Genomic DNA, 24,516 nt, shown 5'->3' with positions numbered 1-24,516 from the left:
AGCTGTGGCGACAGCCCCTCAGTGTCCCGCCCACGCAGCCCTTCCCTTCAGGCTGCCTTGGCCTCGCGCCAGCAGGCGCGGTTGCCGCCCTGGCGTTTGGCGCTGTAGCTGGCCATGTCGGCCGCGCGCACCGCCTGCAGCGCATCGGCAAACGAGGCATCGATCTGCAGCAGCCCGATGCTGACGGTGACGACAAAGTGCTTGCTGCGCAGCTGGGGCTCCCAGTTCTGCAAGGTGTCGCACAGCTGGGCAGCCAGCTCATGCGCCTTTTCACGGCTGCACTGGCGCAGCACCAGTGCGAACTTGTCGCCTGCCACGCGTGCCGCATAGCCCTGGAAGGGTTGCAGCAGCTGCAGCTGGCGTGCCACATGCTGGAGCACCAGGTCGCCCTGGGCATGGCCGGCCAGGGTATTGATGGCCGACATGTTATCGACATTCACATAGAACAGCACCGGCGCGCTCGGTGACGACTCATCGAGTCCCTGGCGCCGCGCCTGCAGCAGGGCCGTCAGGTGCAGCAGCAAGGCATCGTAGTTGGGCAGCAGGGTCAGCTTGTCCATGCGGCTGGGCGACTGCGCGGCCACCCGGGCCTGGCCGGCGCGCACAAAACACCAGCGCAATTCCGGTCCTGCCTCCGCAATGTTCACCAGATGCAGGCTGACCATGACCGGCGCGCCTGACTGGTGGCGCAGCACCACGCTGGTCTCGGCACTGCCCAGACGCTCCAGATCCGGCGCGAGCTGCTCCCAGGCCAGGTCAAAGTCCTGGTCGGCCATCGCCAGCATGCGCACCGGCTGGCCTTGCAGATCCTGGCGGCTGTAGCCCAGCAGATGGGCCAGCGCCTGCGACACCTGCTGGATCTGGTCTCCCTGCAGCAGCAAAAAGGAAAATCGCGCATATGCGAGCACGCTCTCGGCCAGTTGCTGCTGCTGGCGCAACTGCTCGGACAGCGAGTCGCGCTGCTGGCCCAGCTCATGCAGGTGCATGCCCATGCGGTCAATCTCGTCCGGCAGCGGACCGCTTGCCGAGTCCGAGGCATCCACGGGCCCGGAGGCGAGCGCCAGTACCGGCGCAGGCGCCACGGGCAGCGGCGTCTGGGCCACGAGCTGCTTGAAGCGCCGGCTATGTCCCCACAGCCACAGCCAGGTCAGTGCCGCCAGCGCCACCGGCAGCAGCAGCAACCACCACCAGCTGCGCCACTGCCGCCCCCAGCTTTGCAGACTCTGGTCATGCGGCATCACGCGCACCACCAGCCAGCGGGCCGCAGGCATCTGCGCCACACTGACGACATGCGGCGCCAGCCACCAGGAATGGGCGGTCAGTGCGCCGCCGTTGGCCGTGCGCTCGCGCCACAGCTGCAGCGCTTGCGCCAGCATACTGTCGCTGTCGGCCGGGCCCAGCACGCGGGTCGGGTCCGGGTGGGAGATGAGCACACCGCTGGCCGTCATCAGCACCAGCTGTCCGCTGTCGGGCGGTGTGATCGCCAGCGACACCGGCAGCAGGCTTTGAGACTGCAGGCGCAGCACGCCGGCCATCGCCCCCTGCACGGCGCCCTGCTTGTCGCGCAGCGGAATGCCCAGCGCAATGCTGGGCCCGCCGGAGGCACTTCTGAAGGGCTCGGACACGAGGGGTTTGCCATCGACGATGACCCGGCGCAGCACGTCACGCTCTGCAGGCTCCACAGCCTCGTCGCCCTGGCCCGCGTCGCGCACCTGGCGCCTGACCACTTCGGCGCCGCGCGCAAACACCAGGCTGTCGAAGTAGCGGGTGGCCGTGCCGCCCTGGTCCAGCAGCGGCGGCGGCTGGGACGCCGGGCCCTGCACCCAGGGTGCGGCAGCTTCGGCGAGGGTGCCGAGCACCTTCTGGCTTTGCTCGAGCTTGCTGCCCATCAGCCTGGCGAGCATCTCGGTCTCATCGGCCTGCTGGGCCGAGAGCTGGGTAATGACGGTCTGCTGGCTGGCGTGGATCGCCAGCCACTGCACCAGCGCCGTGCCCAGCAGCACCATTAACGGCACCACCACCCAGAGCCGCCACAGCCAGGGTCCGGCCGTCTCGCGCAGGCCTTCTGCCGCAGGGGGAGGATCGGGCTGCCAATGCACCTGCCGGCCATCCATGCCGCGCTACCTGGCCACCACGATGGCGGAAACCAGAACCCGGCAATGGCAAATAACAGACTCTGGCATGTGGCGCCTCCTTTCAGCTGCGCACATGTTCGCTGTTTAGCTCCAGCGCCGGTATCGGGAAAAGACCGGACGGAGGAAACCCGGGTTACACAGGGAGCGGGTGAAGCCCCGCTGCCACGGCCGGCCCCGGCGAGGCTAGCGGTGGAGACGGGGCACCCCAGGCAGCACACGCCTGCGACAAGGCTGGGCGCGGCCGGCCAGCCAATGCGGTGGCAGCGTTGGGGAGATGGCTTGAACTAGGCCTTGGCCAGCTGGCGCAGCGACTCGGGCTGCGGCAGCCACAGATTCTTGCCCAGGCCGTCGAGCAGGCCCTGGTCGCGCAGCTGGCGCAACACGCGCGAGAGCGTCTCGGGCGCAATGCCCAGGTGTGCAGCGATCTGGCGCTTGGACTGCCCCAGTTGCACCCGCAAGCCCTTGTCGGCGGGCTCGGCATGCAGCAGCAGCCACTCGGCGCAGCGCGCCACCGCATCCTGCGCCACCCGGCTGACCGCCAGCGCCGCCTGCTGGCAGTAGCCCTGGGCCATGCTGGCCACCAGGCCCTGGGCCTCTGCCGGCCATTGCAGCAGGGAGCCGCGCAGTTGTGTCACCGGCACCGCCCGCCATTGCACGGCGGTCTGCGCCACCATGTCCACCGCGCAGGGCTGGCCCGCCAATGCAGGGGCGGCGTCCAGCCAGCAGGGGCCCTCCATCACGCCCAGCAGGTGGCGCATGCGCCCCTCTTCCTGCACACCAAAGGCGACCGAGCCTTGCTCCAGGTACAGCACATCCACCAATTGCTGGTGGCGCTGACGCAGCAAGGCACCCGCGCCGGCGCTGATCGGGGCAAATTCATCCAGGCAGAGTAAGTCAGGCATGGCCCGCACTTTGCCGCGAATGGCGCAGCCGCACATTGAGCTACATCAATGCTCTTCCCACGCGGCCCCAGAAAAACCCGCCCTCCGCCGCTCGCCATCGCACTAGCCAACGACCGGCGGCGCTACCTATTCGAAAACCATATAGGCCCGATATGCGGCGTGCACGCCACACCTCGGGTCTTTACCAGCGCTTTTTTCCGCCATTGGCACACATATTGCTCAGGGAGGTCGGCACTGACTTCACAATTCACCGCTATCACAAATTCACACGCTTGTAACAAAGGACTGCCATGAACAACAAACTGCTCGCCCTGGCCGTGATGGCCGTCTGCGCCTCCGCGGCGCAGGCCCAATCGTCGGTCACCGCCACCGGCTTGGTCGATATGTATATCGGCTCGATGAAAGCTCCCGGCGATGACGGCCGCACCTCTACCTTGGGCAGCGGTGGCATGACCACCTCCTGGTTCGGCTTCAAGGGCACCGAAGACCTGGGCGGCGGCCTCAAGGCCAGCTTCCTGCTGACCAGCTTCATGCGCGCCGACACCGGCACGCCCGGCCGCTTCAATGGCGACGTCTTCTGGTCGCGCGATGCGCTGGTGTCGCTGTCCGGCGATTTTGGTGCCGTGACCCTGGGCCGCACCGTGGCGCCCAACTTCGTGCCATCGATCTCGATGAACCCCTTTGGTGATTCCTTCACCTTCTCGCCGCTGGTGCTGCACCAAAACGTGTCGCTGTTCAACAAGAGCGGCTGGCAGAGCAGCAACCCCTCGGACACCGGCTGGAGCAACCAGGTGATATACAGCACGCCCAAGGTCGGCGGCTTCAGCGGCAACCTGCACTACCAGTTTGGTGAACAGGCCGGCCAGGGCGGCAAGAACAACATCGGTGTGAACGCCACCTATGCCAACGGTCCTTTTGCCATCACCGGCTTCTATGAAGACGTGGACATGAGCAACCCCGTGCCCGCCGTGCTGGCCGAAAACCACCGCAACTGGATGCTGGGCAGCAGCTATGACGCCGGTTTTGTGAAGGCCTATGCGACCTATGGCCAGACGACCGGCAAGGACACCGACTTCAAGATCAAGACCGCCAGCCTGGGTGCCACCGTACCGCTGGGCGCCACCAGCCGCATCCTCGCCGGTTGGGCGCACAGCAAGCTGCAAGACAGCAATGCCAAGCGTGACACCGTCTCCGTCGGCTATAACTACGACTTCTCCAAGCGCACCGACGGCTACGCCATCGTGATGTACGACAAGGTCAAGGACTTTGGCAACGGCACCAGCTTTGGCGTCGGCATTCGCCACCGCTTCTAAGCGGCTCGTGTAGCGAGCCGTGGTGCCTTGGGGTCCACAACGCAAAACGCCAAGCATCTGTGCATGCTTGGCGTTTTTTCTTGCCGATTGGGCAGACCCCGCGCATCAGCGCCGGAGCGGACAATGGCTTACTTCTTCAGGCACTCGCTCATGAAGGCCTTGCGCTCATCGCCCTTCTTGCCGGTAGCGTCCACATTGCAGGTCTTCATGCGTTCCTGCTGGCGCTTGCGGCCGTCAGACAGGCAGCTGGACATGAACGCCTTGCGTTGATCGCCCTTGAGCTCCTTGGTCTTGGCCTCGGTGTTGCAGGTGCCCATCAGCTGCTGCTGGGCCGTGGGGGTCTTGTCGGCTGCCAGCGCAAACTGGGATGCCAGCGCGATGCTGGCGAGGACGATGAGTTTTTTCATGGTATGGGCTCTTATCTAAACTGCGCCGACGACCAGCGCAAGCGAATTTCGGCATATCTGGCCCGGCGTGTCAATGGGCAGATGATGAAGAAGCGCAAACTGCCTACGGCCACCTGGCAGCGGCCCATAAAAAAACGGCCTGCGCGGCCGTTCCAGGAGCGTTGGCACAGACTGTGATCAGTCCACCAGGCCCACGTAGATGTTCTGCACATCGTCGTCATTTTCCAGACCGGCCAGGAAGGCTTGCACTTCTTCCTGCGCTTCGGCAGGCAGGCTGCCCATGCTGACGGGGTTCTTGGCCTTGTAGCCCAGCTTGGCCGACAGCACCTTGATGCCCTGCTCGGGCAAGGCCTTGCTGACGGTGTCCAGGTCCGAGGGCTCGGTGATGAACAGAGTCACACCCTCTTCTTCGGCCGGCTCGAAATCCTGCGCACCCGCTTCAATGGCAGCCAATTCCACATCGGCGCCGTTCTCTGGCTCGCCTTCAACCATGCCCACATGGTCAAAATCCCAGGCCACGGCGGTCAGCTGGCCCTTGCGGAAGCACACGCGCATATTGGGTGCCGTGCGGTTGGGGTTGTCGGTCAGGCACTCGACCATCACCGGCACGCGGTGCGGCGCATAGCCCTCGAACAACACGGTCGAGTAGTTGACCGCATCGGCGCCTGCGCCCGAGCCCTTCTTGATCGCACGCTCCAACGTGTCCTTGGGCATCGATGCCTTGCGGGCTGCTTCCACAGCCATGCGCAGACGCGAATTGCTGGCCGGGTCACCCCCGCCCAAACGTGCCGCGACCGTGATTTCCTTGACCAGTTTGCCAAAGAGTTTTCCCTTGGCATCAGCGACCAGCGCCTTGCCCTTTGCTTTCCATTGCGCGCCCATGGCTGCGTTTTCCTAGTTGTTGGTTGGGCAGCAGCGGTCGCTGCTGGCAACAATGCCGGGCCAAGCCCAGATTGACAGGGCAAATTTATACACCGCCGCCCAAGGCTGTGCTGGCCATAAGGAGAAATTCCTGCCAAAAAACCTGGGGCATCGATGCGGTCAAACGACGCCAGGGCGCGGGCTGCCAAGCTGAGGCAACCGTTCATGGGCACAATACCGAGATGTCTTATTTGCAGCGACTTTGGCGATGGACCCAGGCCCAGCGCACGCCCCTGCTGTGGAGCCTGGGCGGCCTTGTGCTGTCCTTTGCCACGCTGGGGCTGCCGGGCTTTGCCAGCTATGCGCCTGCCGAGCAGCTCTTTGTCTGGGCCGGCGATGGCGCACTGCTCGATGCCATCCAGGGCGACAGCCTCTGGCCCATCCTCATCTCGGCGAGCTTTTTGCAGGCCTTGCTGATCACGCCCGCGCATTGCCTGCTGCAGCGCTGGCGGCCGGGCCTGCCGCGCTGGCCCCATGTGCTGGGCGTGGCCTTGGGGGTCTGGCTCACCAGTATTGTCTGCACCTGCATGATGCTGCTGGCGGCGACCGGTGCATAAAAGCTGCAGCCTGCCTACAATCACGGCGCCCGCTTCTTTTTCCAGAGCCCTCACCGTGCACGCCTCCATGCCCAGCCCCCTCTCCCCCATTGGTGTTTTTGACAGCGGTATCGGCGGCCTGAGCGTGCTGCGCGCGCTGCGCGACGTGCTGCCCGATGAGCAGTTCGTCTATGTGGCCGACAGTGGCAATGCCCCTTACGGCGAGCGAGGTGACGCCTTTGTGCAGCAGCGCTGCGCCCACATCACGCAGCAGATGCGCGAGCGCCATGGCATCAAGGCGCTGGTGATTGCCTGCAACACGGCGACCGCAGCGGCCATCGAGGGCCTGCGCGAGCAGCACCCTGGCCTGCCGATCATCGGTGTGGAGCCCGCCCTCAAACCCGCCGCTCAGTACAGCCAGACCCATGTGGTGGGCGTGATCGCCACCCAGGGCACCGTCACCAGCAGCCGCTTTGCCACCCTGCAGGCTGCGCATGCCACGCAAACCCGCTTTGTGGTGCAGGCCTGCAACGGACTGGCGCGCGCGATTGAAGACAGCACCCGGCCCGGGCGCGATGCCGCGGCCGATGCCGCGCATATCCAGAGTCTGTGCCAGACCTACCTGGCCGCCATGGGCGCCTTTGGCACCCAGCCTGGCCAGATCGACACCCTGGTGCTGGGCTGCACCCACTACCTATTTGCTGCCGATACCCTGCGCGCGCTGGTGGGCGACCAGGTGCAGCTGATGGACACGGCCACGCCGGTGGCCCGCCGCACCTATAGCCTGCTGCATGCCACCGGCATGCTGCGCAAGCCGGCGCAGGCACCTGGTGCCGATGAGGCCTTCAGCCTGGTGACCACCGGAGAGCTGGCCGCCTTGCAGTATGCCGCCGCCCAGTGGCTGGGGCTGCCCCCTCAGGTGTGCCGGGCCGCTGACTGATCAGCGGGCACCGTCCGCCGCATCAGCCGCCACTTGCCACAGCCGGTGGCCGCCCTGGTCCAGCCAGGTCAGGTACAGCCGCACCTCCAGTTCCAGCTGGTGGTAGGACGGCTCCATGTACTCGCATAGCTGGTAGAAGGCCTTGTTGTGGTCGGACTCGCGCAGGTGCGCAAGCTCATGCACGGCGATCATCCGCAAAAAGGCCTCGGGCGCATGCTTGAACAGGCTGCCAATGCGGATCTCATGGCGCGACTGGGTCTTGCCGCCATGGTTGTTGCCGGTACGCACATGGATGCCCAGCGCCTGGTAGACCAGTTGCAGCTTGCTGTCATACACCACCTTGGCCAGCGCTGCGCTGTTGCGCATGTGTTCGCCCTTGAGGCCCATCACATAGGCATGCAAGGCCTTGTCCGAGCGCATCTGGTGCGGCTGCGGATGGCGCTGCAGCAGCCACTGGCCCAGCTTGCCCGATTGCACCAGGCTGCCCGCCTGCTGCTGCAAGCTGGCGGGGTAGGACTGCAGATAGGGAAGCAGGACGGGGCTGGACATGAGGGGCAAGGCCAATAACAAAGGCAGCACAGCGGCTGCCTTGGGGTGAAACACGGGAAGCGCTGCGCTGTGGGCAGCGCAGCCGATGGTCAGTGCAGGTGGCGCGGACGGCGTCCGCCGCCGCCATGGCCGCCGCCGGGGCCACCGGTGCCACGGGGTGGCTTGCCGATCTCCAGCGAATCGACCAGCGCATCAAAGCGCTGGCTGAACAGCTTGTCGATCTCGCCCACCACACCGACGAGCTCGCCGGCATCGAAGTGGCGCTCCATCGTGCTGACCACGTCCTGCACCAGCATGTCGCGCTGCACCTGCATGATGGCCGCCGGTGTCGGACCGACAAACAGCATCATGAAGTCGTCGCGCGACTCGGCGCTGCGGTCCTGCTCCTCGTCATCGAACTCGGCGTCGTAGAAGGTGACCTCGATCGCTGCGCCCTGGTCGGCCAGTTCGTTGAGGTTCATGCACATGTCGTCCAGCGACTGGCGGAAATCATCGTCACCCCGCACGGTCCAGCACATCTGCAGCACATGGTCCTTGGGCTCGAACAGAATGCCGGGCTCTTCCTCATAAGCGCTCTCCGCGCCATCGACCAGCGACTTGGCGCCCGCGTAGCCCCACAGCGGTTTCAAGGCCTCTTGCAGCTGGTCAAAGCCGACATCGGCACGCAGCAGCACTTGTCCGTGGACATGGATCTCAAAGGGTGGGTTGTAACTGGGCATGTTCTGTACCTTCCTAAATGGGGGCTGTCCGCTTGCGCTGGCCAACCCCACGCCTGATGACACGGCACGCCGCATCGCTCTGCACAAGCCGCCAGCACCCCACCTGCAGCGGGCCGGGCTGGCAACTCTCCATGCGCCACCCACCCGAGCGGCGCAATATCCACAATATCGGACATTGTGCCCGGTTTGTCGATCTCAGACGAAGAAAAAGCCAGCAGGATGCCTGCTGGCTGGCGCCCGATCCCCGCGCCACCAAAAGCGGGGGATGCGAAACGGTCTCCTTCGCTGCCGACATGCTTCGCATTGCCAGGCCAGCGTCTGGGGCATAGGCAATAAAAAACAACGGTTTGCAGGATATTTCTGCGAAACCGTTGCTCTGTGGTGCCTTGCGCTCAGGCATTTTACCAGTTCCGGCCTGGGACCAGGTGCTGCAGGGTCGGAAGCCACCGCTGTGCCTTGCCAGGCCAGCGGTGGCGCCCTCGGCCTCAGTCGCCCGCCTGCACCATCTCGCCGTTCGTGTCGGTCACCCGCACCACGGTGATAACCGGTGCATCCTCCGCGTCTCCCACAATGCCGGTGCTGGCGCCGTAGAAGCCGGCCACAAAGCGGAAGGCCGGTGCGCCCGCAGGGCCAGTGCAGCGGAAGTTGTACTGGCGCAGCACTTCAGCGACACAGACATAGCCCGAGTCCGTATCGATCACCGAGTTGGCGTCACGGGTCTGGAAGCGGAAGATGCGGCTGGGTATCGCCGTACTGGCCGACAGCAGCACCCACGAGCCGCGCAGCGACTGGGCCGAGCCCTTGTTGACGCCGTAGTAGAAGCGCTCGATCTGCACAGGTTGCTCACCGGGGAAGGCCACGGTGCCCACCGATGGCGCGCTGAAGTGGATCGACTTGGTCAGTCCCGCATCCGCCTTGAAGCGCGCCACCGCTGCCGGGCCACCAAAGTAGCGCCCGCCCTGGTACTGCACGGTCGGCAGATCAGGCGTGTTGGGCTCCGGTGTGGTGGAGGCATCGTGCGCGCCCAGCAGGCTGTGGAAGGTCGCCTGGCCATCGCTCTCGTAGTTGTACACCGACATGAACAGCATATGGTCCTCAGCGTTCGTGGGCTTTTGCAGCTCGATCGAAATACCGCGCCCAGGCAGACCGCGCAACTCGCTGCTGACGACCCAGGTGCCCGATTCTGGGGCATAGCCCGGCGCGTAGTAGCTGGTGCGCACATTCTGGTTGTTCTGCCGGGTGTAGGCGGCGCGCGCCACACGGAAACCCACCAGGCGCCGCGCCTCGTCGCCACCTTCGCGCACGGTGCCGCTCAGCTGGTCGACACCACGCTGCAAGGTCAGCGCCACGGTGCCACCACTGCCTGCGCCTCCTGCGCGATTGCCTGCGCAGTTGAAGACCAGCCCCGAGCCACCATAGCTGCACTGTGCCAGCACATGGCCGCTCAAGGTCCCGCCAAAGCCGTGCACGGTGGTTGCGGCGGTTGGCGGATAGGGCCAGGTGACCGCGGCAGTGGTCAGCGCTTCGCTCATCGCCACCTGCTCGCTGCTGCCAATGTCAGCCCACCAGCTGCGCACCGGCTGGTTGTTGCTGTTGAACTCGACCATGGCCCAGCGATCGACAAAGGCCGGGTCGGAGAAGACGCCGGCTGGCGTGCCCTCATAGTCGTAGCGCTGCATGGCCTTGACAGGCTCGCCGGGGAACTGGATCGCGCCCCTGCTGCGGCTGGTGAACGTGATCACCACATTACCAGGGCTGCCCGCTTCATGGCCATCGCGTTGCTCGCTGCCAAAGAAGCGCCCGCCTTCATAGAAGTACAGCGGCGCGGTCACCGTGTTGTCGTGCAAGGTGCCCAGTGCGGTGTGGAAGGTCGGCGCACCTGATTGGCGGTAGTTGTAGACCTGCATGAACAGCACGCCATCCTGGATGTCGATGCCCATGCCACGCCCTGGCTCGCCATTGAGTTCATCGCTGATGATCCAGGTGCCGCTCTGCGCCGCAATCAGCGTGGTGGGCAACTCGCCGCTGGGGTCCGAGGTCTTGTTCACTTCGCGCGTGCTGCTACCGGTATTGCCAGCATCATCGGTCTGCGAAGCGGTGACCGTGACAGACCCCTTGGGCAAGGCACCCACCTGCATGCCCGGTGCCGTCCATGTCCCGTTGACACAGGCCACGGTCACCTTGATAACCCCGACACTCACGGTAACCAGGCCATCACCGGTGGTGCAGGTACCCGAAGGGCTGTAAGCGTTCTGGTTCGAGGTGTCGATGGTCGGCGCGGTGCTGATCGAGACCGCCGGTGCCGTCGTGTCCTTGACCGTGTTGAGCGAGCCGGAGATGACGGTGCCAGCGACGGTCTGCGAGGCTTTCACGACCACCGTGCCCTCTGGCAGGCTGCGCACGTCCACACCGCTCGTCACCCAGGTGCCGGCGTTGCAGGCAGCCGTGCTGTTGACACTGCCGATCGCCACGGTCACCGCACCGCCAGAGGCGCTGCAGGCACCGGAGACACCGCCATAACTGGCCTGGTTGCCACTGTTGATGCGGGGCGCGACCACCACGGTCACCACAGCGGCCGTGCTCTCCTTGCTGGTCGCGCGGCTGGCACTGCCGGTATTGCCTGCAGCATCGGTTTGCATCGCAGTCACGGTGACAGAGCCCGCAGGCAGACCACTGACATCCATGCCCGAGGCGGACCAGATACCGCTGTTGCAAACGGGCTGCGGCACAGCGGCCACGCTGCCCACACGCACGGTCACCGCTACGCCGTTTTCAGAGCAACTGCCGGCCACGCCATAGGCCGATTGGTTGGCGGCATTGATCACCGGAGCCGAAGTGATGGCCACCGCCGGTGCGGTCGCGTCCTTGCCCGTCACCAACGTACCCGATCCGGTCTGGCCGCCGACGGTCTGCGAGGCCGTCACCGTGACGACGCCATCGGGCAGGCCGCTGACATTGATGCCTGAAGCCGACCATACGCCTGCGCCGCACACGGCAGTGGCCGGCACCGAGCCGACCGTTACCGCCACGGCTTCACCATTGGCAGAGCAGGTGCCCGAGACGGAGTACGAAGCCTGGTTGGACGCGGTGATCTGCGGAGCCGCGACGACGGACACCACCGGCAGTGGTGGCACCGAACCCGTGGATTTGGTGGTCGACTGGCTCGCGGTACCAGGGGGCTGTCCGGCGACCGTCTGCGTCGCCGTGATCGTCACCGTGCCATCGGGCAGGCCTTGTGCATTCACCGAGCCAGCGTACGTGCCGCCCGCTGAACAGGGCAGCGACTGGCTGACGCCCGCAGGATTGGAGCTGATGGCCACATTGCCGCTGCCAGCGCTGCAGCTGCCACTGATGGGCACGGAACTCTGGTTGCCCGCATTGATCGGCGGCAGCGGATTCAAGGTCACCGTGGGCTTGCAATCGGGCATCGACGCGGTGGAGTTGCCGACGATCACCGACGCGTTGAGCAAAGGCAGGGTCAGGGCCTTGGCCACCAACTCAATGCGCAGCGCGGTCACGCTCATGGAGGTGCCGCTTTGGCTTTGCTCATTGGTGTAGAGCTTGACACCGACCTCCGTGCCAATGGTTGGCACGCCGACTGTCAGATTCACCAGACCATTGACGGCGGCGCTGACGCCGCTGAGCGCACCGGTTCCGCCGAGGATCTGGGCATCGCCCGAGCCTTGCGGCACGCCGTTGACGCAGGCCATGCGCGCCTGCGAGCTGATGGTGTTGGCGCCCAGAGACAGTCCCGCCAGCGTCAGGTTCAAGCCGTCCACGGAGCTGTTGGACACCACGCTGTTCTGCGCCAGATTGCTTTGGGTGGAGGAGTTGATGACGCCCGTCCCCACACTCAGAAGATTGACCCCTGCGGTCACGCTCACATTCGCTACGGAAATGGGGGTGTTGAAATCCGGTGGTGCACTCTTCTGGCCGGTATCGGCAAACGGAATACCGAGTCCCCCGCCAAGCACATCGGCGGTGACCTGCAGGCCATAGGCCCGCCCGGATCCTGAGGATGCCGCCAGGGCGGAAGTGCTGCAGACGAGGGCCAGGCTGGCAAGCCCCCCGTACAGCAGACGTCGGATCGTTCTCTGTGCACCAATCGGGTTCATAGCGTCTCCTTCTGCACCGCCAGAACGCCAGATGGGTGTGATCCACTCAGACCCCACCAAACGACGGCCGAGGACAGGTGCTGCTGATTGCTCATACAAACACAACTACTCACAAGCGCAAAGGTACAGCGAATCTTTGGTAAACGGCAAATTATTTTATTTAAGTCGCTTATAAGCACGCGAGTGCTCCGGCCCAGAGCCGGTTACCGCAGTCTTGGCGCTTTACGGGCCGCACGGCAGAGGGAACTGGCCTGTACAGGCTGCCCGCTTCAGTCGCACTCCCCGCTATTCCAACGCTGTTTTCAGAGGAGAAATCCCGCATAAATGCTGCTTTTTGTAATGCAATCGCAGCCAGCAAAAAGCCCACCATCACGGTGGGCACGCGGTACGGGGGAGCGGGAAAACAGGCGCTGGAGCCGTCTCCAGCCTGCGGCGCCTGACATGTCTGACAGCGCCTTCCACCGTCAAATCAAGGCGCCGGCTTACAGCAGCGGTTACATACTGGCATAGATTCAATGCCGATTTTGCAACAGCGCGTCAGCCAGTCGCCCCCGCACACCATCGCTATTACCGCGACCGCCACCCGGCTCGGAAGCCACCGCTGCGCCTTGCCAGGCCAGCGGTGGCCTCTGCGCTCAGTCGCCCGCCTGCACCATCTCACCATTGGTGTCGGTCACCCGCACCACCGTGATGGCGGGGGCATCTTCGTCGTCACCTACGATCCCGGTACTGGCGCCGTAGAAGCCGGCGACAAAGCGGAAGGCGGGTGATCCCGACGGACCCGTGCAGTGGAAGTTGTACTGGCGCAGCACTTCCGCGACACAGACATAGCCCGAGTCGGTATCGATCACCGAGTGCTCATCGCGCTTTTGGAAGCGGAAGATACGGCTTGGCATCGCGTCGGTCGCAGACATCACCGACCAGGACCCGCGCAGCGACTGGGCCGATCCCTTGTTCAGGCCGTAGTAGAAGCGCTCGATCTGCACCGGCTCTTCACCCGGGAAGGCCAGCGTTCCCACCGACGGCGCGCTGAAGTGGATCGACTGGGTCAGTCCCGCATCCGCCTTGAAGCCTGCGATCGCAGCCGGGCCACCAAAGTAGCGCCCGCCCTGGTACTGCACGGTGGGCAGGTCGGGGGTGTGGGGCTCGGGCGTGGTCGATGGGTCATGCGCGCCAAGCACACTGTGGAAGGTGGCCTTACCGTCGCTCTGGTAGTCGTACACCGACATGAACAACAGGTGGTCTTCCTGGTGCAGCGGCTTTTGCAGCTCGATGGAGATACCGCGGCCAGGCAGGCCCCGCAACTCGCTGCTGACGACCCAGGTCCCCGACTCGGGCAGGTAGCCCGGCGCATAGTAGCTGGTGCGCACGCGCTGGTTGTCCTGCCAGGCGTAGGCTGCACGCGCCACGCGGAAGCCCACCAGGCGCCGGGTCTCGCCACCGCCCTCCTTCACGGTGCCGCTGAGCTGGTCCACACCACGCTTCATCGTCATCGCGATCGCCGGCGCACCGTTAGCTCCCGCACGGTTGCCCGCGCAGTTGAACACCAGACCCCGGCCGCCATAGCTGCATTGCGCCACCACACGGCCCGACAAGGTGCCGCCAAAGCCATGGACCGCCGTCGCCACAGTAGGTGGGTATGGCCAGCCCATCGCTGCAGTCACCCAGTCCTCGCTCATCGAGACCTGTTCGCTGCTGCCGATATCGGCCCACCAGCTGCGCACCGGCTGGTTGCTGCTGTTGAGCTCGACCATGGCCCAGCGGTCGACAAAGGCCGGATCGGAGAAGACACCAGCAGGCGTGCTCTCGTAGTCAAAGCGGTGCATGGCCTTCACCGGCTCGCCGGGGAACTGGATCGTACCGGTGCTGCGGCTGGTGAAGGTGATCACCACATTGCCGGGGCTGCCGGCCGCATGGCCATCGCGTTGCTCGCTGCCAAAGAAGCGCCCGCCTTCATAGAAGTACAGCGGAGCGGTCACCTTGTTGTCGCGCAAGGTGCCCAGCGCCGTGTGGAAGGTCGGCTCGCCCGATTGGCGGTAGTTGTAGACCTGCATGAACAGCACGCCGTCCTGGATGTCGATACCCATGCCACGGCCTGGCTCGCCATTGAGCTCATCGCTGATGATCCAGGTACCGTTCTGGGGCGCAATCCGGGCCACCGGAGGCTCGGGCGGCTCACCGCCAGAGCCCGTCGACTTCGAGACTTCGCGGGTGATGCTGCCCGTGTTGCCGGCCTGGTCCGTCTGCGATGCGGTCACGGCAACCGCGCCATCCGGCAGGCCACGGACATCCATGCCCGGTGCCGTCCAGCTGCCGTTGACGCAGGCCGCTGCAGCCTGGACGGTACCGACCTTCACCGTCATGGCGCCGTCTCCAGCGGTGCAGTTGCCCGCAGGGCGGTAGGCGCTCTGGTTGGAGGTATCGATGCTCGGCGCCGTGCCGATCGAGACGACAGGCGCCACGGTGTCCTTGACCGGGTTCTGGGAAACAGAGACCACCGCACCAGCCACCGTCTGCGAAGCCGTCACCGTGACCGCACCATCAGGCAAGCCACGCACATCCAGCGCTGGCGTGGACCAGGTGCCGCCGCTGCAGGGCACCGACACAGACAGGGAGCCGACCACGACGGTCACATTGCTGCCGCTGGCCGCGCAAGTGCCCGAGACGGTGTAGGACACCTGGTTGGACAAGGCAATCGCTGGCGCCGAAGTGATGGCCAGCACGGGCGTGCCCCCACTGGAGTTCTTGCTGGTCACAAAACCACCCGACCCCGTCTGGCCGCCCGCTGTCTGCGCCACCTGTACAGCGACCGCACCATCGGGCAAGCCGCTGACATCGATGCCTGCGGTGGACCAGGCTCCGCCGCTGCACAGGGCCGTCGCAGAGATCGTGCCGACCAGCACGGTGACATTGGCGCCATCGACCGAGCAGGTGCCCGATACGGTATAGGCAGTCTGGTTGGCCGCCGTGATCGCAGGCGCCGAGGTCACGGCCACGGCAGGCACTACGCCAGCCGCATCCTTGCTCGTCACGATACTGCCGGTGCCGGTCTGGCCTCCCGCCGTCTGCGCCACTGTCACCGTCACCGGTCCGTTGGGCAGGCCGCTGACGTCCAGGCCCGCGATGGACCAGGCGCCAGCGCTGCACACGGCCGTCGCCGAAATGCTGCCGACCAGCACCGTCACATTGGCACCATCGGCCGAGCAGGTGCCCGATACGCCATAGGCCGACTGGTTGCTTGCCGTGATCGCAGGCGCCGAGGTAATGGCCACCACCGGTGCGGCGCCGGCCGCGTTCTTGGTGGTCACCAGGCTACCCGATCCCGTTTGGCCACCAGCGGTTTGCGAGGCCATGACGGTGACTGCGCCATCGGGCAGGCCGCTGACATCCACACCCGCGCTCGTCCAGATGCCGGCGTTGCACTGCGCCGATGCCGGGACAGATCCAATCAGCACCGTGACAGCGGCGCCATTTGCCGAGCAGGTGCCCGAGACGCTATAGGCGGACTGGTTGGCCGCCGTGATCGCAGGTGCCAAGCCAATGGCGACCACAGGCACCACGCCAGCCGAATCCTTGCTGGTCGCCCAACCGCTGGAGCCGATCTGGCCACCCACCGTCTGCGACGCGGACACGGAGACCGGTCCATCGGCCAAGCCGCTGACATCGATGGCCGCAGTCGCCCAGATGCCGCTGTTGCACACCGCCGACGCGGTGAGGCCGCCTATCAGCACATCCACATTGGCGCCATCCGCCGAGCAGGTTCCCGAGACCGTATAGGCCGACTGGTTGGCTGCCGTGATCACAGGCGCCGAGGTGATCGCCACCACCGGTGCCACGCCTGCGGTGTCCTTGCTGGTGGCGAAGCTGCCCGTGCCCGTCTGGCCACCAGCCACTTGGGTCGCCGTCACCGCAACCGGCCCATCCGCCAGACCGCTGACGTCCATGCCCGCGGTCGCCCAGAGGCCACCATTGCACGGTGCCGTTGCAGACACCGAGCCGACCTGCACCTGCACATTGCTGCCGTTGACCGAGCAAGTGCCCGAGACGGAGTACGCCGGTGCGTTGGCTGCGTTGATGACAGGTGCCGACGTAATGGTCACCACGGGTGTAGCTACGCCCGTGCTCTTGTTGACCTGCACATTGGCCGACCCCACCAGAGTGCCCACCGTCTGCTGAGCGGTCACGGTGACCGTGCCGTCCTGCAAGCCACTGACATTCAACGCTGCGGTCATCCAACTGCCGCTGGTGCAGGGCACCGATGCGGACACCGAACCGACCAGCACCTCCACATTGGTGCCGTTGACCGAACAACTGCCCGAGACGCTATAGGCCGACTGGTTGGCCGCCGTGATGTCGGCAGCCACGGTAATGGTCACCACGGGTGGGACGCCGCCTGTGTTCTTGGTGGTCACCAGGCTGCCCGATCCCTGCAGCGCGCCAACCGTCTGCGCGGCGGTCACCGTGACCGGTCCATCCGGCAGACCACTGACATCCACGGCCGGGATGGTCCAGAGGTTCCCGGCGCATGGCGCCGATGACGACACCGAGCCGATCTGTACAGCCACCGCCGCACTGTTGACCGAGCAGCTGCCCGAGACCACATACGAGGCCTGGTTGGCCGCCGTGATGGCGGGAGCCAAGGTAACGGTTACCACCGGCACGGCGCCAGCCGTGTCCTTGAAGGTGACCAGGCTCCCCGAGCCCAGCACACTGCCGACGGTCTGTGCCGCAGTCACGGTGACCGCTCCATCAGGCAGGACCGTGACATTGAGGCCTGCGGCGGACCAGGTGCTACCCGCGCATGGGGCGCTTGCAGCCACCGAACCGACCTGCACCGCGACCGGCGTGCCGTCGGCCGAGCAGGTGCCCGAGACGGTGTACGACGCCTGGTTGGCTGTGGTGATCGCAGGTGCCTCAGTGACGGTCACCACCGGGGCGGTGCCTGCCGTTTCCTTGGTCGTCACCAAGCTGCCCGATCCCGTTTGGCCATTGGCAGACTGCGAGGCCATGACGGTGACGGCTCCATCAGGCAACGCAGTGACATCCACAGCCGCTGAGGACCAGATGCCGGCATTGCACTGTGCCGATGCCGATACCGAGCCGACCAGGACTGCCACGCTGCTGCCATCCACCGAGCAGGTGCCCGAGACGCTATAGGCGGCCTGGTTCGCCAATGTGATCGCAGGTGCCGACGTCACGCGCACCACGGGTACGTTGCCGGCCGCGTCCTTGGTGGTCACCAGGCTGCCCGTGCCGGTTTGGGCGCCCAGCGTCTGCGAGGCCTTCACCGTGACCGGGCCATCGGGCAAGGCACTGACATCCACAGCCAAGCTTGTCCACAGGCCGGCGTTGCACTGCGCCGAGGCGGGAACCGTGCCGATCTCGACAGCCACCGCCTCGCCGGTGGCCGAGCAGGTACCCGAGACGGTGTAGGCCGACTGGTTCGCTGCGGTGATCGCCGGTGCCGACGTCACGCTCACGGCGGGCGCAACACCGGCCGTGTCCTTGCTGATCACCAAACTGACCGTTCCCGTCTGGCCACCGGCAGTTTGCGACGCCTCTACCGTGATCTGACCATCGGCCAGGCCACCGGTATCGACAGGACCGGCGGCCCACAGGCCATCATTGCACTGCGCCGTGGCAGCTACCGTGCCGACCAGCACAGCCACTGCCTGGCCATTGACCGAGCAGGTACCGGAGACGGTATAGGCCGCCGCGTTGACGGCGGTGATCGCCGGTGCCGATGTAATGACCACGACCGGAACCACCACTGCAGTGGCCTTGCTGGTCTCGACGCTGTCCGACCCGGTCAGGCCACCCAGCGTTTGGGTAGCCGTCACGATGACAGCTCCATCCGCCAATCCGCTGACATCCAGGCCGGCAGCAGACCAGCTTCCACCGTCACACATCGCAGTGGCAGGCACATTGCCGACCTGGACGGCCACATTCGTGCCATTGGCCGAACAGCTGCCCGCCACGGTATAGGACGCCTGGTTGGCCAGCGTGATGATGGGTGCCGAGGTAATGGTCACCACGGGAGCCGCGCCGCCCGTGCTCTTGCCAATCACCACGCTCGCCGCCCCCGTACCACCGCCCACCGTCTGCGACGCGGTCACGGTGACCAAGCCATCGGGCAAGCCACTGACATCCAGACTGGCGGTGGTCCAACCATTGCTGCCGCACGTTGCCGTCGCTGACAGGGCGCCCACCTGGACCACCACGGCCGTACCGTTGACCGAGCAGGTGCCCGAGACGGTATAGGCCGACTGGTTGGCCGCGGTGATCTCGGGAGCCGCGCTGATGCTCACCACGGGTGCGGTCCCTCCCGATTCCTTGTTGATCACCAGGCTGGCGGATCCCGTTTGGCCGGCGACCGTTTGTGAGACCAGCACGGTCACCGATCCAGTGGGCAAGCCACTGACATCCAGCGCGGCGGTCGTCCAGGCGCCGTTGCTGCATGGTGCCGTCGCAGCGACCTGGCCCACCAGAACCGACACATCGGCGCCATTGGCAGAACAGCTGCCCGATACGACATAGGCCGACTGGTTGGCAGCGGTGATGGCGGGTGCCGAGCTAATCGCCACCGAAGGTGCAGCACCAGCCAAATCCTTGCTGGTGACCAAACTGCCTGATCCCGTCAGGCCGCCCGCTGTCTGCGAGGCCGTCACGGTCACCGACCCATCGGGCAGGCTACTGACATCCAGCGCAGCGGTAGACCAGGCGCTGCTGGTGCAAGGCGCCGATGCCGATACCGCGCCGACCAGCACGGCCACGTTGGTTCCATTCACCGAGCAGGTGCCTGCTGCGACATAGGAAGACTGGTTGGCAGCCGTGATGGCGGGTGCCGTGGTCACGGTCACCACGGGAGCGATACCGGCCGTATCCTTGGCCGTCACCAGGCTGCCCGATCCCGTTTGGCCGCTCACGGTCTGCGAAGCCGTCACCAGGACCGCTTCATCCGGCAAGCCGCTGACATCCATCGCTGCGGTGGACCAGATCCCACTATTGCACACCGGCAACGGCACGGCTGCCACCTCACCGACATGCACCGTCACCAGCGCGCCGTATGCCGAGCAGGTGCCGGAGACGGTGTAGGCAGTCTGGTTCGCGGCGGTGATCGCGGGGGCCGAGGTAATGGTGACCACGGGGGCAATGCCCACCGAGTCCTTGCCAATCACCAGGCTGCCCGAGCCGGTCAGCCCACCCAAGGTCTGCGAAGCAACCACCGAGACGGATCCATTGGGCAAGCCACTGACATTGAGGCCTGCGGTGACCCAGAGGCCGCTGTTGCACTGCGCCGAGGCGGATAGGGACCCGATGCCAACGTCAACGCCCGTGCCATTGGCCGTGCAGGTGCCCGAGACGGTATAGGACAACTCATTCGCAGCCGTGATTGCAGGGGCCGAGGTGATGGTCACCACGGGGGCGATCCCCGCCGCGCTCTTGCTGGTCACTGCACTGCCCGATCCCGTCTGGGTACCGGCGGTCTGGGAGGCCATGATCGTGACAGGTCCATCGGGCAAGCTGCTGACATCCAGGCCTGCAGTGGCCCAGGCACCGCCGCTGCACAGGGGCAATGCGGCGATGGAACCCACCAGAACGTTCACCGTGCTGCCGTTGACCGAGCAGGTGCCCGAAACGATATAGGACGCCTGGTTGGCGATCGTGATGGGGGGAGCCGAGGTAACCGCAACGGTAGGTGCGACGCCGGCCGTGTCCTTGCTGATCACCAGCGTGCCCGATCCGGTCAGGCCATTGTCGGTCTGCGACGCCGTCACCGTGACCGCGCCATCCGGCAGGGTCCCCACATCCACCGCCGAGGTGGTCCAAAGCCCAGCATTGCACACCGCCGATGCAGGGATGGAGCCAATCAGTACCGCCACATTCGAGCCGGGGGGCGAACCCATGACCGAGCAGGTGCCCGAGACGGTATAGGCGGATTGGTTGGTTGCCGTGATGGCAGGCGCCGAGCTGATGGACACCACGGGGGCAATACCCGCCGTGTCCTTGGCGGTCACGAGGCTGCCTGATCCGGTTTGGCCATCGGCGGTCTGCGAGGCCGTGACCAACACCGGTCCATCCGCCAAGCCGCTGACATCGATGCCCGAACTGGACCAGATGCTGCCGGTGCAGGCTGCCGAGGCCGCCACGGAACCGACCAGGACTGCGACAGGCGTGCCATTGGCCGAGCAGGTGCCCGAGACGGTATAGGACGCCTCATTCAGTGCGGTGATGGCGGGTGCCGAAACAATGGTCACCACGGGAGCCTCCACCACAGTGTTCTTGGTGGTCAAGAGGCTGCCCGACCCTGTCTGGTTGCCTACCGTCTGTGAGGCTGTCACCGTGACCGATCCATCCAGCAAGCTGCTGACATCGACGCCTGCCGACGACCAGAGGCCTCCATTGCAGGTCGCCGTGGCAGCGAGGGAGCCGATCAGAACGGCGACGCCGATGCTGTTGGCCGAACAGCTGCCCGAGACGGCGTAGGACGCCTGATTCGCCGGGGTGATCGAGGGGGCCGAGGTCACCGCCACCACAGGGACGGTGCCCGTCACGTCCTTGCTCGTCACCAGGGTCGCGGATCCGGTTTGCGTGCCCACGGTCTGCGAAGCCATGACCGTGACCGCACCATTGGGCAAGGCGCTGACATCCAGGCCTGCAGTGGCCCAGCTGCCGTTGGTGCACAGCGCAGAGGCAGAGACAGCGCCCACCAGCACCGCCACGCTGTTGCCATTGACCGAGCAGGTCCCCGAGACCGTATAGCCAGTCTGGTTGGCCTGCGTGATGGCCGGTGCCAGGCCGATGGTCACCACGGGGATGGCGCCGGCCGAATCCTTGGTCGTTCCCAGACTGCCGGAACCCGTCAGCAGGTTGGCCGTTTGGGAGGCCGTGACCGTGACTGGCCCATTGGGCAACCCACTGACATCCAGGCCTGCGGCAGCCCAGATATTGCCGGTACAGGACACGGTGGCAGTGACGGTGTCGATCAGGACCGTGACGTTGCTGTCGTTCACCGAGCAGCTGCCCGATACGGTGTAGGAAGCCTGGTTCGCCGCGGTGATGGCCGGTGCCGACGTAACGACCACCACGGGCAGCACACCGGTGACGTCCTTGCTGGTGGCGAAACTGCCCGAGCCGAGCAAACCACTGACCGTTTGCGAGGCCGTGACGGTGACCGGCCCATTCGGCACCGCTGTGACATTGAGACCGGAGGCCGACCAAAGGCCGCCGTTGCACGTTGCCGATGCGGGCACTGCGCCCACCAGGATGGATACCGCCGCACCATTGGCCGAGCAGGTGCCCGAGACGCCATACGACGCCTGGTTGGCCAAGGTGATAGGTGGCGCAGAGACGACCGTCACGACGGGCGGCTGCACCACCGGGGCCGTGTTCTTGGTGGTGGACTGGCTGGCCGCGCTGCCCGGCCCTGCGGGGGACTGGGATGCCGTCAGCGTTACGGGGCCATCGGCCAGTCCGGTGGTGTTCACCGAACCGGAATAGCTGCCCGTGGCCGAGCAAGGCAGCGACTGATTGGCACCTGTGGGCGTGGACGTGATGGCCACATTGCCACTGCCGGCGCTGCAGCTTCCGCTGACGGCGACCGAGGACTGGTTACTGGTGGTGATCAGCGGCAACGGCGCCAAGGTGACGGTCGGCGCGCAGTCGGCCATCGTGGCCGTGGAGTTGCCGACCACGACGGATGCGCCAAGCAAATGCGCGCCCAGCGCGGTGGCGACCAGCTCGACGCGCAGCGCATTGACGCTCAGCGTCCGCCCCTGGTTACTCAGTGTTTGCTCATTGGTGTGGAGAACCACGCCCACCATGGTCCCGAGGGTTGGCACGCCGATGGTCAGATTGACCGAGGTGTTGACCCCCACACCGACACCCACCAGCGAGCCCGAGGCGCCCAGGATCTGCGCACTCCCCTCTGGTTTGAGGACGCCGTTTTCGCAGGACATCTTCGCTTGCGAGCTGAGGGTATCGGCCCCGAGCGCCAGCCCGGCGAGCTTGAGGGCCAGGCCATTGACGGACGCCGAGGACACGACACTGTTTTGCGCCAGCTTGCTTTGCGTGGCGGCGTTGAGAACACCCGTGCGCACCGTCAGCAAATTGCCCAGGCCTGCAGCGACCGATGCACTGAGGACCGAGGTGGGCGCATTGAAATCCGGTGGCGCGGTTCGCGGCCCCGTGTCGGCAATCGGAACGCCGAGCCCCACGCCGGCCGCATCGGCGGTCACCTGCAGGCCATAGGCCCGGCCAGCTCCTGTAGATGCCGCCAAAGCGTTAAAACTGCAGATGAGGGCCAGGCTCGCGAGCCCCCCATACAACAGACGGCGAAGTGTCCTCTGCGCACCAATCGGGTTCATAGCGTCTCCTAGTACACCGCGCCAAGACGCCGGAAGGGGCTGAGTTCCACTCAGGCCTTATCCACCGAGGGTCGAGGACAGGTGCCGCTGATTGCTGATACAAACACAACTATTCACAAGGACAACCGTACTTTGAATCTTTGGTAAACAGTAAATTAATTTATTGAAAGAACATATAACCGCGACTAGTTCCGGTCTATAAGCAAATCCAACTCCGCGCCGCTCTCCCACCAGCTGAGAAAATTGCCAAAATCCCTGGGCAAACCTGCTGCGATGCAATGCGCTTTTGGGTTGTTTTCATACTCCTTCAGAGGAGAAATGTGGGATAAACGCTGGATTTTGTAAGACATGCCACAGCGCATTTTTGAAACAAAAAAACCCGCCTATGCAGGCGGGTTCGGCATAAATCAGTCAAAAAACCAAATACAGAAATCAATATAGTCCGACAATATCGACGGTATCGTCCTGCATAAATTCCAGGTTTTGACCTACAGGAGCAGTTACATTCAGATATATTCCTACTGACCGCCGCGCACCATCGACAGGATCTTGGCGGTGGTCAAGCCGCTGGCGGTCTGCTGCATTTGCGCCTGGTAACGCGGCTGGAGCTGGCGCCCATCCTGCATCACATGCGCGTAGGCGTTCTTCAGCATTTCGGTGGACAGCTGGCGCCCGCCGGCGTAGTACTGGTTGGCGACATGGCCGAGCGCATAAGTAGACGCAAAGCTCATGCCGCTGCTGACCGCCTGCTTGCCCAAGCCACCGAGCAGGCCCTTGCCCGCCTTGCCCAGCAAGCCGCCGAGCAGCTTGCGCCCGGCCTGCTCCAGGTACTGCGATGTCAGGCCGACGCCCAGCGCACCGAGCAGGTCCTTGATATGCCCCTTGTCCAGCTCGTAGCCATAGTTCTGCCCGATCTGGTAGACCAGGCGCATCTGCAGCGGAATGATGGCCAAGGTCGAGAGGTTCTCGGGCAGCAGCTCGATCGCGCCATTGAGAATCGAGGCCTTGAGGATCTTCTGGTCCATGGCCTCCACCGGCAACGCAGAGGGCCGGCGCTCGGTCTGCGCCGGCACCAGCGGGTCTGCCGCTGCCGGATGGGGTGCGGGCTCGGTCAGCGCCAGCGGGGCTTCAAGCAAGGCAGCATTCAACGGCGCATCGACCAGGCTACCGGCCAGCGCTGCTTCGCGGGGTGTGCTGAGCGCAGCGGCAGCCGCCATCCCCGTGGCTGCCGCAACCGCAGGCGTTGGCGCAGCGGGCGGCGCGGTGGATGGCGCCGGCTGCGCCGTGCCAAAGGCCTCACGCAGCTGCGCCAAAAAGGCGGCTTCCTTGGGGCTGGTGCTGCCATCGGCTTCGCACACGCACAGCGCCATCTCATAGGCAAGCTGGCGCGACTCCACCGTCTGCAGCTGCGCCAGCACATCGCCCAGCTGCACGCGGCGCAGCAGCACATCCTGGTAGAGGTGGGGCAGGTTGATCTGCTGGTCGGCCGCCAGGCCCTCGGCCACCTGGCGGATCTGCTCGCGCTCACGCTCGTGCTTTTCGCCATCGGCGAACGAGGCCAGCAGGCACAAGGTCAAGGTGGCACGCATTTCTTCAGTCGTCATGGATCAGG

General features: G+C 65.3%; 12 protein-coding genes. 3 read left to right on the top strand and 9 right to left on the bottom strand.

Features of this window, described 5'->3' with window-relative positions:
• Nucleotides 1–47: 47 nt before the first annotated feature.
• Both AB7A72_RS20800 and AB7A72_RS20795 read right to left on the bottom strand, forming a co-directional pair.
• The gene (locus tag AB7A72_RS20800; protein WP_239809073.1) at nucleotides 48–2,114 is read right to left on the bottom strand and encodes a sensor domain-containing diguanylate cyclase; all 2,067 of its coding nucleotides are present in this window, start codon (nucleotides 2,112–2,114) and stop codon (nucleotides 48–50) included.
• Nucleotides 2,115–2,419: 305 nt separating this feature from the next.
• Entirely contained in the window at nucleotides 2,420–3,037 is a 618-nt protein-coding gene (locus tag AB7A72_RS20795) for a Crp/Fnr family transcriptional regulator (RefSeq protein WP_239809074.1), read from the bottom strand.
• 290 nt (nucleotides 3,038–3,327) lie between these two features.
• Here AB7A72_RS20795 and AB7A72_RS20790 point away from each other — a divergent pair, with 290 nt between their 5' ends.
• Nucleotides 3,328–4,350, top strand: coding sequence for a porin (locus tag AB7A72_RS20790; RefSeq protein ID WP_239809075.1), 1,023 nt, complete (start codon nucleotides 3,328–3,330; stop codon nucleotides 4,348–4,350).
• Nucleotides 4,351–4,478: 128 nt separating this feature from the next.
• Here the strand turns inward: AB7A72_RS20790 and AB7A72_RS20785 are convergent, their stop codons facing one another.
• Nucleotides 4,479–4,757: a PsiF family protein gene (locus AB7A72_RS20785; RefSeq protein ID WP_021027750.1), complete on the bottom strand. Its 279-nt coding sequence runs from the start codon at nucleotides 4,755–4,757 to the stop codon at nucleotides 4,479–4,481.
• Between the two features lie 177 nt (nucleotides 4,758–4,934).
• On the bottom strand, nucleotides 4,935–5,639 hold the full coding sequence (locus AB7A72_RS20780) for a YebC/PmpR family DNA-binding transcriptional regulator (RefSeq protein WP_369461038.1): 705 nt from the start codon (nucleotides 5,637–5,639) through the stop codon (nucleotides 4,935–4,937).
• Between the two features lie 221 nt (nucleotides 5,640–5,860).
• On the opposite strand from AB7A72_RS20780, the gene AB7A72_RS20775 reads away from it, so the two are divergent.
• Nucleotides 5,861–6,235, top strand: coding sequence for a hypothetical protein (locus tag AB7A72_RS20775; protein WP_312461495.1), 375 nt, complete (start codon nucleotides 5,861–5,863; stop codon nucleotides 6,233–6,235).
• Nucleotides 6,236–6,302: 67 nt separating this feature from the next.
• Entirely contained in the window at nucleotides 6,303–7,154 is an 852-nt protein-coding gene (gene murI / locus AB7A72_RS20770; RefSeq protein ID WP_312835412.1) for a glutamate racemase, read from the top strand.
• Here murI and AB7A72_RS20765 read toward each other — a convergent pair whose 3' ends face one another.
• The 5 genes from AB7A72_RS20765 to AB7A72_RS20745 all read right to left on the bottom strand — a co-directional run bounded on the left by AB7A72_RS20765 (nucleotide 7,155) and on the right by AB7A72_RS20745 (nucleotide 24,508).
• The gene (locus AB7A72_RS20765) at nucleotides 7,155–7,703 is read right to left on the bottom strand and encodes a YgjP-like metallopeptidase domain-containing protein (protein ID WP_312461496.1); all 549 of its coding nucleotides are present in this window, start codon (nucleotides 7,701–7,703) and stop codon (nucleotides 7,155–7,157) included.
• An 89-nt stretch (nucleotides 7,704–7,792) separates the two neighbouring features.
• Nucleotides 7,793–8,422 carry a DUF6806 family protein gene (locus AB7A72_RS20760; protein WP_239809080.1) on the bottom strand — a complete coding sequence of 210 codons (630 nt, stop codon included), beginning with the start codon at nucleotides 8,420–8,422 and terminating at the stop codon, nucleotides 7,793–7,795.
• Nucleotides 8,423–8,907: 485 nt separating this feature from the next.
• On the bottom strand, nucleotides 8,908–12,537 hold the full coding sequence (locus tag AB7A72_RS20755; protein ID WP_369461037.1) for a choice-of-anchor P family protein: 3,630 nt from the start codon (nucleotides 12,535–12,537) through the stop codon (nucleotides 8,908–8,910).
• A 635-nt stretch (nucleotides 12,538–13,172) separates the two neighbouring features.
• A complete protein-coding gene (locus tag AB7A72_RS20750; protein ID WP_369461036.1) occupies nucleotides 13,173–22,904 on the bottom strand; it encodes a beta strand repeat-containing protein in 9,732 nt (3,243 codons plus the stop codon).
• A gap of 518 nt (nucleotides 22,905–23,422) precedes the next feature.
• Nucleotides 23,423–24,508, bottom strand: coding sequence for a TerB family tellurite resistance protein (locus AB7A72_RS20745; RefSeq protein WP_369461035.1), 1,086 nt, complete (start codon nucleotides 24,506–24,508; stop codon nucleotides 23,423–23,425).
• Between the last annotated feature and the right edge of the window lie 8 nt (nucleotides 24,509–24,516).

This window comes from Comamonas sediminis (assembly GCF_041107495.1).
Classification (GTDB): domain Bacteria; phylum Pseudomonadota; class Gammaproteobacteria; order Burkholderiales; family Burkholderiaceae_C; genus Comamonas; species Comamonas sediminis.
The sequence above is the reverse complement of the archived record's forward strand: the minus strand, read 5'-3'. Positions and strand labels throughout refer to the sequence as shown.

What these genes read in the sequence shown, in the direction of transcription:
- AB7A72_RS20800 (WP_239809073.1), bottom strand. Translation starts at nt 2,114, where the DNA reads ATGGATGGCCGGCAGGTGCATTGGCAGCCCGATCCTCCCCCTGCGGCA.
- AB7A72_RS20795 (WP_239809074.1), bottom strand. Translation starts at nt 3,037, where the DNA reads ATGCCTGACTTACTCTGCCTGGATGAATTTGCCCCGATCAGCGCCGGC.
- AB7A72_RS20790 (WP_239809075.1), top strand. Translation starts at nt 3,328, where the DNA reads ATGAACAACAAACTGCTCGCCCTGGCCGTGATGGCCGTCTGCGCCTCC.
- AB7A72_RS20785 (WP_021027750.1), bottom strand. Translation starts at nt 4,757, where the DNA reads ATGAAAAAACTCATCGTCCTCGCCAGCATCGCGCTGGCATCCCAGTTT.
- AB7A72_RS20780 (WP_369461038.1), bottom strand. Translation starts at nt 5,639, where the DNA reads ATGGGCGCGCAATGGAAAGCAAAGGGCAAGGCGCTGGTCGCTGATGCC.
- AB7A72_RS20775 (WP_312461495.1), top strand. Translation starts at nt 5,861, where the DNA reads ATGTCTTATTTGCAGCGACTTTGGCGATGGACCCAGGCCCAGCGCACG.
- murI (WP_312835412.1), top strand. Translation starts at nt 6,303, where the DNA reads ATGCCCAGCCCCCTCTCCCCCATTGGTGTTTTTGACAGCGGTATCGGC.
- AB7A72_RS20765 (WP_312461496.1), bottom strand. Translation starts at nt 7,703, where the DNA reads ATGTCCAGCCCCGTCCTGCTTCCCTATCTGCAGTCCTACCCCGCCAGC.
- AB7A72_RS20760 (WP_239809080.1), bottom strand. Translation starts at nt 8,422, where the DNA reads ATGCCCAGTTACAACCCACCCTTTGAGATCCATGTCCACGGACAAGTG.
- AB7A72_RS20755 (WP_369461037.1), bottom strand. Translation starts at nt 12,537, where the DNA reads ATGAACCCGATTGGTGCACAGAGAACGATCCGACGTCTGCTGTACGGG.
- AB7A72_RS20750 (WP_369461036.1), bottom strand. Translation starts at nt 22,904, where the DNA reads ATGAACCCGATTGGTGCGCAGAGGACACTTCGCCGTCTGTTGTATGGG.
- AB7A72_RS20745 (WP_369461035.1), bottom strand. Translation starts at nt 24,508, where the DNA reads ATGACGACTGAAGAAATGCGTGCCACCTTGACCTTGTGCCTGCTGGCC.